The sequence below is a fragment of the Kitasatospora sp. NPDC094015 genome (assembly GCF_040304075.1).
In the GTDB taxonomy this organism is placed as follows: Bacteria; Actinomycetota; Actinomycetes; order Streptomycetales; family Streptomycetaceae; genus Kitasatospora.
The window spans coordinates 122,526-141,089 of record NZ_JBEOUL010000002.1 but is presented as its reverse complement, the minus strand read 5'-3'; the positions used below and the strand labels follow the sequence as shown (position 1 = coordinate 141,089).

12 protein-coding genes are annotated in these 18,564 nt (G+C 74.0%); 8 read left to right on the top strand and 4 right to left on the bottom strand.

The window, feature by feature from the left end:
- Nucleotides 1-23 precede the first annotated feature (23 nt).
- Entirely contained in the window at nucleotides 24-1,361 is a 1,338-nt protein-coding gene (locus tag ABT014_RS02925; protein WP_350636344.1) for a DivIVA domain-containing protein, read from the top strand.
- Between the two features lie 138 nt (nucleotides 1,362-1,499).
- Here the strand turns inward: ABT014_RS02925 and ileS are convergent, their stop codons facing one another.
- The gene (ileS, locus tag ABT014_RS02920) at nucleotides 1,500-4,634 is read right to left on the bottom strand and encodes an isoleucine--tRNA ligase (protein ID WP_350636341.1); all 3,135 of its coding nucleotides are present in this window, start codon (nucleotides 4,632-4,634) and stop codon (nucleotides 1,500-1,502) included.
- A gap of 601 nt (nucleotides 4,635-5,235) precedes the next feature.
- Between ileS and ABT014_RS02915 the strand changes: the two genes are divergently transcribed.
- From ABT014_RS02915 to ABT014_RS02900, 4 genes are all read left to right on the top strand, one after another.
- Nucleotides 5,236-5,742, top strand: a complete 507-nt coding sequence (locus ABT014_RS02915; protein WP_350636338.1) for a TraR/DksA family transcriptional regulator — start codon at nucleotides 5,236-5,238, stop codon at nucleotides 5,740-5,742.
- Nucleotides 5,743-5,857: 115 nt separating this feature from the next.
- Nucleotides 5,858-6,601 carry a signal peptidase II gene (lspA, locus tag ABT014_RS02910; RefSeq protein ID WP_502894840.1) on the top strand — a complete coding sequence of 248 codons (744 nt, stop codon included), beginning with the start codon at nucleotides 5,858-5,860 and terminating at the stop codon, nucleotides 6,599-6,601.
- Nucleotides 6,602-6,687: 86 nt separating this feature from the next.
- Entirely contained in the window at nucleotides 6,688-7,626 is a 939-nt protein-coding gene (locus ABT014_RS02905; protein ID WP_350636332.1) for an RluA family pseudouridine synthase, read from the top strand.
- Nucleotides 7,627-7,636: 10 nt separating this feature from the next.
- Complete coding sequence (locus ABT014_RS02900; protein WP_350636329.1) at nucleotides 7,637-8,092, top strand: GNAT family N-acetyltransferase; 456 nt, start codon at nucleotides 7,637-7,639, stop codon at nucleotides 8,090-8,092.
- Nucleotides 8,093-8,148: 56 nt separating this feature from the next.
- On the opposite strand, the gene ABT014_RS02895 is transcribed toward ABT014_RS02900, so the two are convergent.
- Together ABT014_RS02895 and ABT014_RS02890 are read right to left on the bottom strand one after the other, a co-directional pair.
- Nucleotides 8,149-9,168, bottom strand: a complete 1,020-nt coding sequence (locus ABT014_RS02895; protein ID WP_350636326.1) for a mechanosensitive ion channel family protein — start codon at nucleotides 9,166-9,168, stop codon at nucleotides 8,149-8,151.
- Between the two features lie 129 nt (nucleotides 9,169-9,297).
- The gene (locus ABT014_RS02890; protein WP_350636323.1) at nucleotides 9,298-11,364 is read right to left on the bottom strand and encodes an N-acetylmuramoyl-L-alanine amidase; all 2,067 of its coding nucleotides are present in this window, start codon (nucleotides 11,362-11,364) and stop codon (nucleotides 9,298-9,300) included.
- Between the two features lie 291 nt (nucleotides 11,365-11,655).
- On the opposite strand from ABT014_RS02890, the gene ABT014_RS02885 reads away from it, so the two are divergent.
- The 3 genes from ABT014_RS02885 to ABT014_RS02875 all read left to right on the top strand — a co-directional run bounded on the left by ABT014_RS02885 (nucleotide 11,656) and on the right by ABT014_RS02875 (nucleotide 16,709).
- On the top strand, nucleotides 11,656-14,415 hold the full coding sequence (locus ABT014_RS02885; protein ID WP_350636320.1) for an alpha/beta fold hydrolase: 2,760 nt from the start codon (nucleotides 11,656-11,658) through the stop codon (nucleotides 14,413-14,415).
- The gene (locus tag ABT014_RS02880; RefSeq protein ID WP_350636317.1) at nucleotides 14,412-15,278 is read left to right on the top strand and encodes an ABC transporter permease; all 867 of its coding nucleotides are present in this window, start codon (nucleotides 14,412-14,414) and stop codon (nucleotides 15,276-15,278) included. The genes ABT014_RS02885 and ABT014_RS02880 overlap by 4 nt, the downstream gene beginning before the upstream one ends.
- Nucleotides 15,279-15,494: 216 nt before the next feature.
- Entirely contained in the window at nucleotides 15,495-16,709 is a 1,215-nt protein-coding gene (locus ABT014_RS02875) for an MFS transporter (protein ID WP_350636314.1), read from the top strand.
- 110 nt (nucleotides 16,710-16,819) lie between these two features.
- Here the strand turns inward: ABT014_RS02875 and ABT014_RS02870 are convergent, their stop codons facing one another.
- Nucleotides 16,820-18,478, bottom strand: coding sequence for an alkaline phosphatase D family protein (locus tag ABT014_RS02870; RefSeq protein ID WP_350636311.1), 1,659 nt, complete (start codon nucleotides 18,476-18,478; stop codon nucleotides 16,820-16,822).
- Nucleotides 18,479-18,564 lie beyond the last annotated feature (86 nt).

The following is an 18,564-nucleotide window of genomic DNA, read 5'->3' as shown; positions in this document are numbered from 1 at the left end:
GACGATCACGTTGAGGTGAAGAGATGCCATTGACCCCCGAGGACGTTCGGAACAAGCAGTTCACGACCGTCCGGCTGCGCGAAGGCTATGACGAGGACGAGGTCGATGCCTTCCTCGACGAGGTCGAAGCCGAGCTGACCCGCCTGCTGCGCGAGAACGAGGACCTGCGCGCCAAGCTGGCGGCGGCGACTCGTGCTGCCGCGCAGAACCAGGCCAACATGCGCAAGGAGCAGCAGCCGCAGGACGCCCGCCCGGGCGCTCCCGTTCCCGCTGCCATATCCGGCCCGCCGGTGCCCGGCCAGCAGCAGGGCCCCGGTCCGCAGCAGATGGGCGGCCCGCAGCAGCAGCAGATGGGCAACCAGCCGCTCGGCCTGCCGTCCGGCGCCCCGCAGCTTCCGGCCGGTCAGGGCGGCCCGATGCAGCAGATGGGGCAGCCGCAGCTCGGCCAGCCGATGGGCCAGCCGCAGATGCAGCAGCCGATGGGCCAGACCATGGGCGGCCAGCAGCAGCTGGTGCAGCCGATGGGTGGTCAGATGCTGCAGCCGATGGGCAACCCCATGCAGCAGCAGATGCAGCAGCCGATGGGCCAGACCATGGGCGGGCAGCAGCTGCAGCCGATGGGCGGTCCGATGGGCCAGCAGCTCGGCGGCCCGATGGGCCAGCCGCAGATGCAGCAGCAGCAGCAGGGCCCCGGCGGCGACAGTGCGGCCCGCGTGCTCGCCCTCGCCCAGCAGACCGCCGACCAGGCGATCTCCGAGGCGCGGTCCGAGGCCAACAAGATCGTCGGCGAGGCCCGCAGCCGCGCCGAGGGTCTGGAGCGGGACGCCCGCGCCAAGGCCGACGCCCTGGAGCGGGACGCGCAGGAGAAGCACCGCGTGGCGATGGGCTCGCTGGAGTCCGCCCGCGCGACGCTGGAGCGCAAGGTCGAGGACCTGCGTGCCTTCGAGCGTGAGTACCGCACCCGCCTGAAGTCGTACCTGGAGACCCAGCTGCGCCAGCTGGAGTCGCAGGCCGACGACTCGCTCGCCCCGCCGCGGATCCCCGCCACCGCCTCGCTGCCGCCGGCCGCGTCGTCGATGGCGCCCGCCGGTGCGTCCTCGATGAGCAGCGCCACCCCGAGCTTCGGCGGCCAGCCGTCGTTCGGTGGCAACGGCCAGTCCTTCGGCGGCCAGAGCTCCTTCGGCGGCAACGGCCAGCCCTCCTTCGGTGGTCAGTCGGGTGTCGGCAACGGCGCTCCGCAGATGGCCCCGGCCGGGATGACCCAGCCGATGGCCGCGGTGCGCCCGCAGCCGCCGCAGCCGATGCAGCAGGCGCCCGCGCCGATGCGCGGCTTCCTCATCGACGAGGACGGCGACAACTAAACAGCTCCACCTTCGAGGGCGCCCCCGCCGTGACCATGGTCACGGTGGGGGCGCCCTCGTGCGTGCGCGCCGGTGGGGGCGCGCACGGGAACGGAACGGCCCGCCACCCGGACGCGGGTGGCGGGCCGTCCCGGTGGGTCACGCCTTGCGGAGCCGGAAGCTCAGGCCGAGCGACTCGTCGGTGAAGGACTCGGACTCCCAGTCGGCCGGGCCGGCCGCGAAGTCCACCGCGAGCACCTCGTCGGCGACCAGCTGCCCGTGCTCGGTGACGGCTGCCGCGGTCTCCTCGTCGGCCGACTCCCAGCGCAGGACGATCCGGTCGGCGACGTCCAGGCCGGAGTTCTTGCGGGCCTCCTGGATCTGGCGGATCGCGTCCCGGGCGACGCCGAGGCGCTTGAGCTCGGGGGTGATCGCCAGGTCGAGGGCGACGGTGGCGCCGGCCTCGTTGGCCACCGCCCAGCCCTCGCGCGGGGTCTCGGTGATGATCACCTCGTCCGGGGTGAGGGCCACGGTCTCGCCGTTCACCTCGACGTTCGCCTCGCCACCGGCCCGCAGGGCGGCCGCGAGCGCGGCGGCGTCGGCGGCCGCGACGGCCTTGGCGACGTCCTGGACCCCCTTGCCGAACCGCTTGCCGAGCGCCCGGAAGTTGGCCTTGGCGGTGGTGTCGACCAGCGACCCGCCGCCCGCCGAGGCGGCCAGCGATTCCAGCACCGAGACGTTCAGCTCCTCGGCGATCTGCGCCCGCAGGTCGGCCGGGAGCTCCTCCCAGCCCTGGGCGGCGACCAGCGCGCGGGACAGCGGCTGACGGGTCTTCACCCCGGACTCGGCCCGGGTCGCCCGGCCGAGCTCGACCAGCCGGCGCACCAGCGCCATGTGCCGGGACAGCTCGGTGTCGATCAGGGTCCCGTCCGCCACCGGCCAGCCGGACAGGTGCACCGAGACCGGGGCCTCGGGCACGACCGGGACGACCAGGTCCTGCCAGACCCGCTCGGTGATGAACGGGGTGAGCGGGGCCATCAGCCGGGTGACGGTCTCCAGCGCCTCGTGCAGGGTGGCCAGCGCGGCGGCGTCGCCCTGCCAGAAGCGCCGGCGGCCGCGCCGGACGTACCAGTTGGAGAGGTCGTCGACGAAGCCGGAGAGCAGCTTGCCGGCCCGCTGGGTGTCGTAGGCCTCCAGCGCGGAGTCCACCTCGCGGACCAGGGTGTGCAGTTCGGAGAGCACCCAGCGGTCCAGCTGCGGGCGGTCGGCCGGGCGCGGGTCGGCGGCCGAGGGCGACCAGCCGGCCGTGCGGGCGTACAGCGCCTGGAAGGCGACGGTGTTCCAGTAGGTCAGCAGGGTCTTGCGGACGACCTCCTGGATCGTCCCGTGCCCGACCCGGCGGGCCGACCAGGGCGAGCCGCCGGCCGCCATGAACCAGCGCACCGCGTCGGCGCCGTGCTGGTCCATCAGCGGGATGGGCTGCAGGATGTTGCCCAGGTGCTTGGACATCTTGCGGCCGTCCTCGGCCAGGATGTGGCCGAGGCAGACCACGTTCTCGTACGCGTTCTTGTCGAACACCAGGGTGCCGACCGCCATCAGCGTGTAGAACCAGCCGCGGGTCTGGTCGATCGCCTCGGAGATGAACTGCGCCGGGTAGCGGCTCTCGAACAGCTCCTTGTTCTTGTACGGGTAGCCGTACTGGGCGAACGGCATCGAGCCCGAGTCGTACCAGGCGTCGATCACCTCGGGCACCCGCACGGCGGTGCCGGAGCAGGTGCGGCAGTCGAAGGTGACGTCGTCGATGAACGGGCGGTGCGGGTCCAGGCCGCTCTGGTCGGTGCCGGTCAGCTCGCCCAGCTCGGTCAGCGAGCCGACGCAGGTGAGGTGGCCCTCCTCGCAGCGCCAGATCGGCAGCGGGGTGCCCCAGTAGCGGTTGCGGGAGAGCGCCCAGTCGATGTTGTTGTTCAGCCAGTCGCCGAAGCGGCCGTGCTTGACCGTCTCCGGGTACCAGTTGGTGGCTTCGTTCTCCCGGATCAGGGCGTCCTTGACCGCGGTGGTGCGGATGTACCAGGACGGCTGCGCGTAGTAGAGCAGCGCGGTGTGGCAGCGCCAGCAGTGCGGGTAGCTGTGCTCGTACGGCAGGTGGCGGAAGAGCAGGCCGCGGGCCTGCAGGTCGGCCACCAGGGCCTCGTCGGCCTTCTTGAAGAAGACGCCGCCGACCAGCGGGACGTCGGCCGCGAAGGTGCCGTCGGCCTCGACCGGGTTGACCACCGGCAGGCCGTAGCGGCGGCAGGTGGCGAGGTCGTCCGCGCCGAAGGCGGGGGACTGGTGGACGATGCCGGTGCCGTCCTCGGTGGTGACGTACTCGGCGGTCAGCACGTAGTGCGCGTTCTCGATCTCGACCAGGTCGAACGGCCGGCGGTAGGCCCAGCGCTCCATCTCGGCGCCGGTGAACGACTCGCCGGTGGTCTCCCAGCCCTCGCCGAGCGCCTTGCCGACCAGCGGCTCGGCGACGACCAGGCGCTCGGTGCCGTCGGTGGCCACCACGTAGGTGACCTCCGGGTGCACGGCCGCGGCGGTGTTGGAGACCAGCGTCCACGGGGTGGTCGTCCAGACCAGCAGCGCGGCCTGCCCGGCCAGCGGGCCGGAGGTCAGCGGGAAGCGGACGAACACCGAGGGGTCGACCACGGTCTCGTAGCCCTGGGCCAGCTCGTGGTCGGACAGGCCGGTGCCGCAGCGCGGGCACCACGGGGCGACCCGGTGGTCCTGCACCAGCAGGCCCTTGTCGAAGATCTGCTTGAGCGACCACCAGACGGACTCGATGTACTCCGGGTCCATCGTCCGGTACGCCTCGTCGAGGTCGACCCAGTAGCCCATCCGCTCGGTGAGCTTGGCGAACTCGTCGGTGTGCCGGGTGACCGAGTCGCGGCAGCGGGCGTTGAACTCGGCGATGCCGTACGCCTCGATGTCCTGCTTGCCGGAGAAGCCGAGCTCCTTCTCGACGGCCAGCTCGACCGGCAGGCCGTGACAGTCCCAGCCGGCCTTGCGGGCGACGTGGTAGCCCTTCATGGTGCGGTACCGGGGGAAGACGTCCTTGAAGACGCGGGCCTCGATGTGGTGGGCGCCCGGCATGCCGTTGGCGGTCGGCGGGCCTTCGTAGAACACCCACTCCGGGCGGCCCTCGGACTGGTCGAGGCTGCGCCGGAAGACCTTCTGGTCCTGCCAGAAGCTCAGGATCTGGTGTTCCAGGGCAGGCAGGTCTACCTGGGCGGGAACGGCGTTGTAGGTGCTCATCGCGGGCGTCTACCTCCGGCGGATGCGTGGACTGGCTTCCGACGGAGGGACGAGACGGCGCGCCGTCCCGCGGTACCACCCTCCTTGACCGCGGTGCTGTCTGCGGCCCTCTTGTTTTGGGGGTTGCTGCCGGGTCTACCGGGCCGGGGTGCGGCCGTTCTTCCGGCGGCTCCGGGGTGATCTTCCCGCCGCGCACACCCCCGGGCTCACACCGTCCCCGGGTCGCTCGTGGCTGCGTACGTCGGTACTCGTCCCATCAGCGCCTTGCAGGCCCAGTGTATCGGCCCCGGCAAGCGCCTTTTGCTGGCTTGCGCACGCGGCGTGAGATTAGCCGATGACGATCTGGGCACAACTGGGGCAGCAACGGGGTGCGGGTGAAGCGGTCGCGGCTGCCCGAGTGGGTTCGGAGGAGCGTATCGGTATGTCCCGTTGTGGCCGGATTCGATGGGGATTATCGTTCCGGCACCGGAGACCGCCGGGAACCGGCGGTTCGAATAATTCGTAAATGAGGTCGAAAGCCATGGCTGAGAAGGCAACAGGTGCGGGTACCGCCACCAAGCGGGCGCGCAAGGCTGTGGCAGGCGACCCAGGGGAGGGGACCGTGAGCACTACACGGCGCAAGACCACCACCACCGGCCATTCGGCGGCCACCAGCCGCACCCACGTGCCCGCGGGCACCGGTGCCCGGGGCGGTGGCGCCGAGTCGGTCGACCCGGCCGAGCTCCCGGTCCGCCCGGGGGAGGACCCGTGGACGGCCGCCGAGGTGGCCGAGCTGCACGCCGAGTTGGCCAGCGACCTGGAGCGGCTGCGGGCCGAGATCGAGGCCTCCGAGGCCGCGATCGCCGGCCTGATGCGGGACTCCAACGACGGCGCGGGCGACGACCAGGTGGACGCCGGCACCAAGAACATCAACCGCGAGAGCGAGCTGTCGCTGGCCAACAACGCCCGGGACAGCCTGGCCCAGACCGAGCGGGCGCTGGCGCGCCTGGAGGGGCTCGGCTTCGGAGTCTGCGAGTCCTGCGGACAGGCCGTCGGCAAGGCCCGGCTGCAGGCCTTCCCGCGGGCGACCCTCTGCGTGACCTGCAAGGCGAAGCAGGAACGCCGCTGACACCCCGCGCGGAGGACGGGAGACGGGCGGTCGGGCCGGTCCTTGCCGTACGCTCGTCCCCGTAACGTCGGCCCGCCCGGCCGGTCCCTGGGACCGGCCACCCCGGCCGGTCCCCCTGTACACGGCAGCGGAGCGGATCATCAGCACTCCAGGTTCCCCCCAGACCCAGGACGACGCCGTCCCCACCGCGCGCGCACCGCACGAGCCGGAGGGCGCCGTGGACGAGCCCGTCGAGCCCCTCGCCGCCACCGACCCGTCGGCGCCGGCACCCGGCCCCGTCGGGGCGACCGCCGCGGGCGCCCGGGCCGCCGTCCGCCGCCGGCGGATCGGGGTGCTGCTCGGGGTCGCGCTGCTCGCGTACGTGATCGACCTGATCTCCAAGCTGGTGGTGGTCGCCCGGCTGGAGCCGGACCACTCGGTCATCCGGGTGATCGGCGACGTGATGACCTTCCAGGTGATCCGCAACCCCGGCGCGGCCTTCGGCATGGGCCAGGCGATGACCGTGGTCTTCACCGCCATCGCCGCCGCCGTGATCGTGGTGATCTGGCGGATCGCCCGCCGGCTGTACAGCCTGCCCTGGGCGATCGCGCTCGGCCTGCTGCTCGGCGGGGCGCTCGGCAACCTCACCGACCGGCTGTTCCGCTCGCCCGGGGTGTTCCGCGGGCACGTGGTGGACTTCATCTCGGTCCAGCACTTCGCGGTCTTCAACCTCGCCGACTCGGCGATCGTCTGCGGCGGCATCCTGGTGGTGCTGCTCTCCTTCCGCGGCTCCAACCCGGACGGCAGCAGCCACCAGCCGGCGAAGCCCAAGGCCGGTCGGGCCGACCAGGGCGGCCCGGAGGGCACCGGGCCCGAGTAGCACCGGGCCCGCCCCGGTGGCGGGCGGCGGTGCGGGCCGCGCCCTGACGGTCGGGCGGCGGCCCGCGGTCCGGCATACTCGTACGGGTGAGTACCGCAGCGCAGACCCGCAGCCTCCCCGTACCCGACGGCCTGGAGGGTGAGCGACTCGACGCCGCCCTGGCCCGGATGTTCGGCTTCTCCCGGACCAAGGCCGCCGAGCTGGCCGCCGACGGCAAGGTGACGCTCGACGGGGCCGTGGCCGGCAAGTCGGACCGGGTGACCGGCGGCGCCTGGCTGGAGGTCGAGATCCCCGCCCCCGCCGCGCCCGTCCGGATCGTCGCCGAGCCCGTCGAGGGCATGCGGATCGTCCACGACGACGACGACATCGTGGTCGTCGACAAGCCGGTCGGCGTCGCCGCCCACCCCAGCCCCGGCTGGACCGGCACCACCGTGATCGGCGGCCTGGCCGCCGCCGGCTACCGGATCTCCACCTCGGGCGCGGCCGAGCGCCAGGGCGTGGTGCACCGCCTGGACGTCGGCACCTCGGGCCTGATGGTGGTCGCCAAGTCGGAGCGCGCCTACACCGACCTCAAGCGGCAGTTCCACGACCGGATCACCGAGAAGAAGTACCACACGCTGGTCCAGGGCCACCCGGACCCGATGAGCGGCACCGTGGACGCCCCGATCGGCCGCCACCCCAGCTCGGACTGGAAGTGGGCGGTGACCAAGGACGGCAAGGCCTCCATCACCCACTACGACCTGATCGAGGCCTACCGGGCCGCCTCGCTGCTGGACATCAAGCTGGAGACCGGCCGCACCCACCAGATCCGGGTGCACATGTCCGCGCTGCGCCACCCCTGCGTCGGTGACCTCACCTACGGCGCCGACCCCACGCTGGCCAAGCGGCTCGGGCTGACCCGGCAGTGGCTGCACGCCGTGCAGCTCGGCTTCGAGCACCCCGCGGACGGCGAGTGGGTGCAGTTCACCAGCGAGTACCCGGCCGACCTGCAGAAGGCCCTGGACATCATCTCCTCGGAGAGCTGAGGAGCCCGGCATGACCGAGATCCGTGAGGCCGCCGGCCCCGCCGACCTCGCCCTGGTGCGCGCCATCCGCCACGAGGTCTTCGTGGTCGAGCAGAACGTGCCCGAGGAGCTGGAGTACGACGACCTGGACGCCACCGCGGTCCACCTGCTGGCGGTCACCGACGACGGCGCCCCGCTCGGCACCGGCCGGCTGATCCACGGCGCCGACGCGCTCGAGCTGACCGGCGTCGAGGGCCGGGTGCTGCTCGGCCGGCTGGCCGTGCAGCGGACCGCCCGCGGCACCGGGCTCGGCGCGGACCTGGTCCGGGCGATCGAACGGGCCGGGCGCGAGCGCGGCGCCGTCGAGCTGGAGCTGCACGCCCAGGTGCAGGCGCTCGGCTTCTACGAGCGGCTCGGCTACACCGCCGAGGGCCCGGTCTACCAGGACGCCGGCATCCCGCACCGGACGATGACCCGGGCGCTGTAACCGCTCGCCGCCGCTCGGGCCCGTGTGCTCGGGCCGGTGCGCTCGGGCCGGTGCGCTCAGCCCGGCCCGGTGGTGCGGACCCGGGGGAGCGCCCCCGGGTGCCGGTCGCGGAGGTGGGCGATCAGGTGCTCGCGGACCTCGAAGCGCAGCGCCGCCGTGTCGTCCGGGGTCCGGGCGGTCATCGCCGCCCGGACCACCACCGTGCTCGGGGTGGTGTCGACGACCTCCAGGTGCCACTCCTTGCCGTCCCACAGCTCGCCGGCGGCCAGCCGCTCGTACAGGACCGTGCGCAGTTCCTCGACCGGGGCGGTGTGGTCCAGGTGCAGCAGCACCCAGGCGAGCAGGCCGGGGTCGCGGCGGGTCCAGTTCTCGAACGGCTTGCTGACGAAGTACGAGACCGGGACCACCAGGCGCCGCAGGTCCCACAGCCGCAGCACCAGGTAGGACAGGGTGATCTCCTCGACCGTGCCCTGCTGGCCGTCCACCACGACGGTGTCGCCGATCCGGACGGTGTCGCTGAAGGCGATCTGCAGCCCGGCGAAGAAGTTGCCCAGGGTGGACTGGGCCGCGATGCCCGCGACGATGCCGATGATGCCCGCCGAGGCCAGCAGGCTGGCGCCGAGGCTGCGCATCGCCGAGAAGGTCAGCAGGATCGTCGCGACCGTGACCACCCAGACCAGCGCGCTGAGCACCCGGCGCAGCAGGCCGAGCTGGGTGTGCACGCGCTGCACCCGGGAGGCGTCCTCGGTGACCGTCTCGTACCGGGTGAGCACCGCGCCCAGGACGGCCGCCACCGCCCGGACCGTCAGCCAGCCGAGTGCGGCGATCAGCACCAGCAGCAGGACGTGCCGGGCGGTGTCGTCCGCCAGGCCGAACAGCTGCTCCAGGGGGCGGACGGCGATCAGCAGTCCGGTCAGCAGCACGAGTTGCAGCGGCACCCGGCAGCGCCGCAGGAGCGGCCAGAGCGGCGCGTCCGGGCGGGCGGCCGCGACCCGTTGGAGGACCTGGTCCACGACCCACCCGACCGCGAGTGTCGCGAGGACGATGGCGAGCAGGCCGGCGAGGGGCCAGAGCACGGGGACACCTCGGTCGGGTTCGACACCTGGGTGTCTGGCACCCTACCGCCGGGCCCGGCCGGATCCCCGGCGGCGGGCCGACGGTGTGTCAGGCGCCCGGATCGGGTGGGGGATTTCCGTCCGGCGTTCTCAGCCGGCGGGCCCGCGGTCGGCGGGCGCCGGATCGGCGGTGGTGGTCCGGGAGTCGACGTCGCTCGCCTTCAGGAAGGCGAGCCGGTGGTTGTAGCGGATCGGGTAGTAGGTCTCGTCGCCGACCACCAGGGTGCGGTCGGCGGGCGCGTCCCCGTCGATGTTCTGCGCGTAGTAGTAGTCGGCCCGGACCGGGTCGGGGCCGACTGCCAGGTAGGCCTGGCCGGCCGGGACCGAGATGGTGGGGTAGGGGACCGGCGCCAGCTTGGCGGTGTCGATCGCGGCCGGGTACTTCGCGAGCTCCGGGTACGCCCTGCCGTACACCGGGACGGACGCCAAGCCCTGGCGCGGGGTCAGCACGGTCTGCCCGGCGCGGTTGCCGGCGGCGCCGGTGCGGCCGTCCGGGTTGAAGAACCAGGCCTTCTGGCTGCCGTACCAGATCGCCGTCCAGTCGCCCTGCTGGTCGGCCACCACGAAGCCGGTGCCGGCGACGGCCTTGGCGCGGACGTCGGCGGCCTGCGTGGTGCCGCCGTTGATCAGGGCGGCGCCGGCCGAGGGCTGGGTACGCAGGTAGACGAAGTTCTGCGGGCGGGTGGCGCTCTGGTCGACCGGTGGGGTGTTGGTGGCGTCGAAGGCCGGGGCGACGGTCACCGTGGCGCCGGCCAGCAGCGGGCCGCCGGTGTCCGCCCGGACGGGCGCGCCGAGCAGGTCCATGTAGTGGTTCCAGTCCCAGAAGGTGCCCGGGTCCCAGTGCATGCCGGAGATCTTGTCCTGGGTCGGGCCGGGGACGTCGTCGTGGCCGATGATGTGCTGCCGGTCGAGCGGGACGCCGAAACGGTCCGCCAGGTAGCGGGTGAGCGCGGCCGAGGACTGGTAGAGCTGCTCGGAGTACCAGGTGGGCTTGGTGGTCGGGAAGGCGTAGCCCTCGTGCTCGATGCCGACGCTGTGCATGTTGACGGTCTTGTTGCCGGAGTGCCAGGCGACGTCCTTGGTGGCCACCAGCTGGCTGACGTGCCCGTCGGAGGAGCGCACGATGTAGTGGGCGCAGGCCTGGGTGGCCGGGTCCTGGAAGCTCGCGATGGAGCCCTCGAACCCGCCCTCGGTGTCGTGGATCACGATGGACCGGATCGCGTCACCGTCACCGGGCCGGTCGGCGATGTTGTAGTTGCCGTACGAGCTCGGGTCGTGCGGGTCGGTCAGCGCGTACGCGGCCGGGCGGACGTCGCAGCCGAGTCCGGCCGGGCACTCCGCGGCGCCGGGTTCGAGGGCGCGGCCCGGGCCGGGCGTGGTGGCCCGGGGTGGCCGGCCGGACGGGGTGGCTCGGGGGGCCCGGCCGGACGGGGTGGCCGGCAGGGTGACCAGCTGGCCGTCGGCGGTGGTGCGGGAGGCGCCCGCCTCGACGGTGTCCAGGACGCGGTCGGCGAAGGCCCGGCCGCTCGCGGTGCCGGGGGACCCGCTGAACGCGGCGAGCGCCTCGGACCAGGCCGCGGGATCGTCCGAGGCCGGACGGTGCTCGGCGAGCAGGGCGGCGGCGCCGCGGATGCTCTGGAGCGGGTCGGACTTCAGCCGGTCGGCGGGCCGACCGAGCAGGTGCGCCGCCCGGGCCAGGGTGTGCAGCGCGGGTCCGTCCTGGACCGCGACGGCCGGTGGGCGACGGCGCACCGGCGCGTCGTCGCCGCGTCCGTCGGCCTCCGGGCCGGGGCCGGCCGCGATCGCCCGGGCGACGGCGGCCGGATCGACCTCGGTGAGGCCCATGACGTTGTAGTTCCCGGTGGTGCTGGGATCGCCGCCGTGCGACTCCCACCGGGTCTCCTGGTAGGAGAGCGCCAGCAGGACGCCGGGTGGCACCTGGAACTCGCGGGCCGCGTCGGCGAAGGCGTGCTGGAGGCTGCCGGGGTCGGCCGCGCGCCCGGTGGGGCCGGCGCCGGCCGGCGGCGTGAGGCCGGTGGTGGAGGCGACCACGCCGGCCAGCACGGCCAGCGGGATCCACCGGCGCCCCGGGCGCCGGGAGGAGGACGGGGCGCCGTTCGGTGCGGCGCGGTGACCGGTGGGCAGGGTGCTGGTCAACGGAGTGGGTAGGCCTTCCGGGGTCCGTGACCGCGCGGATGGGCCGGTCGGGGGAGCGCGGCCAGGGGGTGCGCTCGGGCGCGGGGGCGCCGCCGTGCGCCGTCCTGTTCAGCGGGATGCTGGCGACGCTAACACCGGGCCGGTGCGGGCGGCGTGACCTGGAGCGTCGCGCCGGGTGTGGTGTCGCGACGGCCGGCGGTCCGGCCGGGGACAGGTACGAACGGGACGGCCGGCGAGGACCGGGGGAGCCTTACGACGCCCCTACCGAACCGCTGAATAGGATCGGTGACCATGAGTGTCGGTGGGGCATGGCGGAGGTGGCCGAAGGGCCGGCGGGCGGTGGTGGCGGGTCTGCTGCTCGCCCTGCTGGCCGTGGTCGGCGGGATCGGCGCGGTGGCGGCCGCCGGGTCGCAGCGGGCGGTGCACCAGGAGGACCGCTTCCTCGACCTCCCGGAGACGCCGGGCAGCGCGCAGACCGTGCGGATCGACACCTCCTTCTTCACCTCCGGCTCCGGCGCGCGCCCGGCCGTCCTGCTGGCGCACGGCTTCGGCGGGTCCAAGACGGACGAGCGGGCCCGCGCCGAGCAACTGGCCAGGGCCGGCTACGCGGTGCTGACCTGGTCGGCCCGCGGGTTCGGGCAGTCCGGCGGGAAGATCGGCCTGGACGCGCCCGACCGCGAGGTGCAGGACGTCCGGCACCTGGTCGACTGGCTGGCCCAGCGCCCCGAGGTGCGGCTGGACGCGCCGGGCGACCCCCGGGTGGGGATCAGCGGTGCCTCGTACGGCGGCGGGGTGGCGCTGCTCGGCGCCGCGTACGACCCGCGGATCGACGTGGTGGCCACCCAGATCACCTGGTGGAACCTGGCGGACGCGCTGTTCCCGCAGGGGGTGCAGGGCAGCGGGGCCGCCGACGGTGTCTTCAAGAAGCTGTGGGCCGGGATCTTCTTCACCACCGGTTCGGCCGGCGACCTGGCGGGTGGCGACCCGGCGGGCGGCAACCGGGCCGGGGCGCCCGAGGGGCCGATCGGCTGCGGCCGGTTCCTGGACGAGCTGTGCGCGATGTACAACCGGGTGGCGACCGCCGGGCACGCCGACCCGGACGCGGTCGCGATGCTGGACAGGTCGAGCCCGTCCTCGGTCGGTGACCGGATCAAGGTGCCCACGCTGGTGGTGCAGGGCCAGCAGGACTCGCTGTTCCCGCTCGACCAGGGTGACCGGATCGCCCGTGCGGTCGCGGCCAACGGCGCCCCGGTGGCGGTGGACTGGTTCGCCGGCGGCCACGACGGCGGCACCGAGGGCAGTACCCGGGTGGACGACCGGGTGACCGCCTGGTTCGACCGCTACCTCCAGCAGGACGGCGACCGCTCCACCGGGCCGGCCTTCCGGGTCACCCGCACCGGCGGGGTCGACTCGACCGGCTTCCAGGCCGTGCTGCGCGGCGCCGACGCCGACAGCTACCCGGGGCTCGCCGGGACCGGCAGCCGGCGCGTCGAACTCACCGGCCGGGAGCAGCAGTTCGCCAACCCGCCGGGCGGCACCCCGCCGAACATCTCGACCGTGCCCGGCATCGGCGCGCTCGCCCAGGCCTCCTCGCTCGGCGCCGGGCTCGCGCTGGACTTTCCCGGGCAGTACGCCGCCTTCGACTCCGCGCCGCTGGACGGCTCGCTGCACCTGACCGGCGCGCCCACCACCCGGATCACCGTGCAGGCCGACCGGCCGGACGCGGTGCTCTTCGCCAAGCTCTACGACCTCGCCCCGGACGGCAAGCAGTCGCTGCCCCAGCAGCTCGTCGCCCCGCTGCGGGTGACCGGCGCCGACGCGCCCGGCGGCCGGGCCGTCGACATCACCCTGCCCGCCGTCGACCACACCTTCGAGTCCGGCCACCGGCTGCGGTTGGTGCTGGCCAGCACCGACCTGGCGTACGCCTCGCCGGCCCAGCCGGCGACCTACCGGGTGGCCGCGGACGGGCCGTTGACCATGCCGACGGTCGACGCCCTGCACACCGAGGCCGCCCCGCTGCCCGCCCGCACCTGGCTGCTGCCGCTGCTCGCGATCGGCGCCGCCGCCGCCCTGCTGCTGGTCCGCCGCCGCGGTGGCCGGCCCGCCCCCGACCCGGCGCTGGCCGGGGTGCCGCTGCAGATCACCGGACTCGGCAAGCGCTACCGCGGCGCCGCCGACCGGTACGCCGTGAAGGACCTCGGGTTCCGGGTCGAGCAGGGGCAGGTGCTCGGCCTGCTCGGCCCGAACGGCGCCGGCAAGACCACCACCCTGCGGATGCTGATGGGCCTGATCCGGCCCGACGCCGGCGAGATCCGGATCTTCGGCCACGCCATCCGGCCCGGCGCCCCGGTGCTCTCCCGGGTCGGCGCCTTCGTCGAGGGCGCCGGCTTCCTGCCGCACCTCACCGGCCGGGCCAACCTGGAGCTGTACTGGCGGGCCACCGGGCGCCCGGCCGAGGACGCGCACCTCGACGAGGCGCTGGCCATCGCCGACCTCGGGGAGGCGCTCGACCGGGCCGTGCGCACCTACTCGCAGGGCATGCGCCAGCGCCTGGCCATCGCCCAGGCCATGCTGGGCCTGCCCGACCTGCTGATCCTGGACGAGCCCACCAACGGGCTCGACCCACCGCAGATCCGCGAGATGCGCGAGGTGATGATCCGCTACGCCGCCGCGGGCCGTACCGTCATCGTCTCCAGCCACCTGCTCTCCGAGATCGAGCAGAGCTGCACCCACCTGGTGGTGATGGACCGCGGCCGGCTGGTGGTCGCGGGCGAGGTCGCCGAGATCGTCGGCGCCGGTGAACTCCTGCTGGTCGGCACGCCGGCCGGGTACGGGGCGGACGCCCTGGCGGTGGCCGCCGACAAGGTGGCGGCGCTGGCCGGGGTCGGCTCCGCCGAGGCCGTCGACGGCGGGCTGCTGGTCCGGCTGGACGGCCTGCCGGCCGGCGCGCTGCTGGCCGAACTGGTCCGGCTGGAGGTGCCGGTCGAACGCTTCGGGCCGCACCGCCGGCTGGAGGACGCCTTCCTGTCACTGATCGGAGGAGCGGCATGACCGCCACCGCCACCCCCGCCGCGACCGCCGCCGCACCCGGCTACCGGGCCGGCCGGACCTTGCCGCTGCGGGTGGAGGCCGTCCGCCAGCTGCGCCGGCGCCGGACCCTGGTGATCGGCGGGGTGCTGGCCGCGATGCCGTTCATCGTGCTGGCGGCCTTCCAGATCGGCGGCCCGCCCGGCCGCGCGGACCGGACCAGCTTCATCGAGCTGGCCACCGCCTCCGGCCCCAACTTCGCGGCCACCATGCTCTTCATGGGGACGGGCTTCCTGCTGGTCATCCCGATGGCGCTGTTCTGCGGCGACACGGTGGCCTCGGAGGCGAGCTGGTCCTCGCTGCGCTACCTGCTGGCCGCGCCGGTGCCCCGGGCCCGGCTGCTGGCCCGCAAGTTCACCGTGGGCCTGGCCTTCTCGGCGGCGGCCGTGGTGCTGCTGCCGCTGGTCGGACTCGGGGTGGGCACCGCCGCGTACGGCTGGGGCGACCTGCGGCTGCCGACCGGGGTCAGCCTGCCGGCCTCCGTGGCGCTGCCCCGGCTGGCGCTCGCGGTGGCCTTCGTGGTGCTCGCCGAACTGGTGGTCGGCGCGCTGGCGTTCTGGCTCTCCACCGCCACCGACGCCCCGCTCGGGGCGGTCGGCGGCGCCGTCTTCATCTCCATCGTGACCGGCGTGCTGGACGCCATCACGGCGCTCGGCGGGCTGCGCGAGTGGCTGCCCGCGCACTGGCAGTACGCCTGGGCGGACGCGCTGCAGCCGCAGCTGGAGTGGGGCGGGATGGTGCAGGGGGTCTCGCTGTCCGTCAGCTACTCGGTGGTGCTGCTGGCGCTGGCGTTCCGCGGGTTCGCCCGTAAGGACGTGGTGTCCTGACGGCTGCGGCCGGGCCCGGGGCCACGGCTCGGCCGGCGGGCGGCCGGGGGAGGGGATCCGGCCGCCCGGGGGCCGCCCGGGGAGTACGGTGGACCGCGGCCGGGGCCCGGGCCTGCGGGGACCGGCGCCGGGCCAGGGGGCCCGGGTGGCCGGCGGGGCAGTCTTGACGGCCACTTTGTTGACGATGCATCAACGTACGAAATACTGTCTTATGTCATGGCCACATCCAATAGGCGACTGCTGATCGGCCGCACCGTCGCGGCGCTGGCAACCGCCCTGATCCCGATGACCCTGACGCTCGCGCTGGTGCGCACCGGGTCCGCGGGCGACCTGGGACTGGTCCTGGCCAGTGAAGTCGTCCCGATGCTCGCCCTGCTGCCGGTCGCCGGCGTGGTGGCCGACCGCTTCCCTCCGCAGCGGACGGTGCTCACCGCCGACCTGGTGCGGGCCGCCGCCCAGCTGGGCATCGGCGCCGAACTGCTCGGCGGCTCACCGCGGGTCGCGGACCTCGCGGTGCTCGCCGCGGTCACCGGCGCGGCCGTGGCGTTCGGCCAGCCCGCGGTGCGGACCCTGGTGGCGGGCGTGGTGGAGAGCTCCGAGCGGCTGCGCGTCAACACCCGGCTCGGGGTGGGCCAGGCGCTCGCCCAGGTGGTCGGCCCCGCGGTCGCCGGCGCGCTGATGCTGCTGGTCGGCGCGGGCTGGTCCTCGCTGCTGACCGGCGCCCTGTTCGTGGTCTCCGCGACCACGCTCGGCGGCCTGCGGCCCCGGCCCGCGCCGGACCGGCCGCGCCGGGCCCCGTTCTTCGCCGAGCTGGCCGAGGGCTGGACCGAGACCCGCCGGCACCCCTGGTTCCTGGCGAACGTGCTCGGGCACGGCGCGATCCACCTCTCGATGGGGCTGGTGCTCACGCTCGGCCCGCTGATCGCCGTCCGCAGCCTCGGCGGTGAGGCGTCCTGGGTGGTGATCGCGCAGGTCGCCACGGTGGGGCTGGTGGCCGGGGTGTTCGCCGCGCCGCGGCTGCCGATCCGGCACCCGCTGGTCGGGGTCGCGCTCGGCGCGGCCGCGTACGCCGTCCCGATGGTGGCCTTCGCGCTGAAGCTGCCGATGCCGGTGATCGTGGTGACCTACAGCCTGGCCGCGTTCGGGATCGGCCTGCTCGGCCCGCTCTGGGAGACCACGTTGCAGCGCCGGATCCCGTCGGCGGTGCTCGGCCGGGTGGCCTCGCTCGACACGATGATCTCCACCGTCGCCCGCCCGGTCGGCCTCGCCGTCGCGGCGCCGCTCGCCGCCCTGGTCGGCACCGGCGTCCCGCTGCTGGCGGGGGCGGTGCTGGTGGCGGGCACCAACCTGGTGATCCTGCTGCTGCCCGACGTCCGGGAGGCGCCGGCCGTCCTGGCCCCCGGCGAGGGCCGGGCGGTCCAGCAGGCGTAGGCACGGCCCAGCGAACGTTCAGGATTTCACCGGCTGAGCACAACCGGACCGGGGTCGGGCGGTGGTGCGGGCGGCGGGGAGGCCCCGAGGGGATCCCCGCCGCCGGTGCGTCACTTGACGGGGGCGTAGACGCGCTCGATCTGCTGGGTGCCGGAGCGGGTCCGGTACGAGCGGGTCCACTTGGAGGTGGCGTCCTTGCTGGTCCGGTCGGACAGCACGTAGTAGTCCATCTGGGCGGCCTGCGGCGTGATGTCCAGGACGCCGTAGCCGTGCGAGTCCAGGTCGATCCACTTGATGTGCCGGTTGGCGGCCTCCAGCGCCGCGACGCCCAGCAGCGAGAGGGTCTGCGGTGCGACCTTCAGCACGTCGTCGATGTTGTCCGAGGTGACCGAGGTGACCACGAACTCGGTGGCCGCGCTGCCCGAGGACGGGTAGGTGGCGGCCTCGTACGGCACGTCGGCGGCCCAGGCGGAGTGGATGTCGCCGGTCAGGAACACCGTGTTGGTGATGCCGTTCTGCTTGAGGTGGCCGAGCAGCTCTCTGCGGTCGTGGGTGTAGCCGTCCCACTGGTCGGTGTTGATCGCAATGCCCTCGCCGGGCAGGCCGAGCAGCTTGGCCAGCGGGCGGAGCAGGAAGCCGGGCAGCGACAGGAAGGCGACCGGCGAGATCATCACCTCGTTGCCGATCAGGCGCCAGGTGGTCTCGGAGGCGGACAGGCCGGCCTTCAGCCAGTCCAGCTGTGCCCGGCCGGTGATCGAGCGGTCGGCCGAGTCGACGTCGCCGTTGCCGACCTTGACCTGCTCGGAGCGGAACGAGCGCAGGTCGAGCAGGTGCAGGTCGGCCAGCTTGCCGTAGCGCAGCCGGCGGTAGGTGGTGCCGGCGATGGACGGGCGCACCGGCATCCACTCGAAGTAGGCCTGCTTGGCGGCGGCCACCCGGTCCGCCCAGTTGCCCTCGGTGCCCGGGGTGTGGTTCTCCGCGCCGCCCGCGTAGGCGTCGTTGGCGAACTCGTGGTCGTCCCAGATGGCGATGGTCGGGACGGCGGCGTGCAGCGCCTGGAGGTCCGGGTCGGTCTTGTAACGACCGTGCCGGGTACGGTAGTCGACCAGGTTGATGATCTCGTGGGTGGGCTCGTGCGGGCGCACCACGGTGCCGCGGGCGCAGAACTCGCCGGACTTGTACTCGTAGATGTAGTCGCCGAGGAACAGGAAGGCGTCCAGGTCGCCGCGCGCGGCCAGGTGCCGGTACGCGGAGAAGTAGCCGGCCTCCCAGTTGGCGCAGGAGGCGACGCCCAGGCGCAGGCGGGAGAGGGCGGCATCGTTGGCCGGGGTGGTGCGGGTGCGGCCGACCGGCGAGCTGACGCCCGCGGCGGTGAAGCGGTACCAGTAGCCGGTGTCCGGCCGCAGGCCGCGGACGTCGGCCTTGACGGTGTGGTCGGAGGCGGCGGTGGCGGTCACCGTGCCGCTGGCCACGACGGTGCCGAACGCCTTGTCGGTGGCCAGCTGCCAGACCACGTCGGTGTCCGGGCCGAGGCCGGAGCCGGGGACGGCCTCCGGCGACGGGGTGACCCGGGTCCACAGCAGGATGCCGTCGGCCAGCGGGTCGCCGGAGGCGACGCCGTGCAGGAACTGCGGTGCGGGCGCGGCGGTGGCGGTGGCCCCGCCCAGCGCCAGCGGGACGGCGACGGCGCCGGCGGTCAGCGCGGCGGCCTTGAGGACCCGGCGGCGACGCGGCCGGGCAGCGGAGAGGGCATCGGTAAGCTCAGTCACGTCGCCACAGGCTACTAGCGGGTAATCAGCCGTACAGCCCCTGGGACTGACTGTTCGTCGACTCTTCATCCGGCGGTCCGAACCCG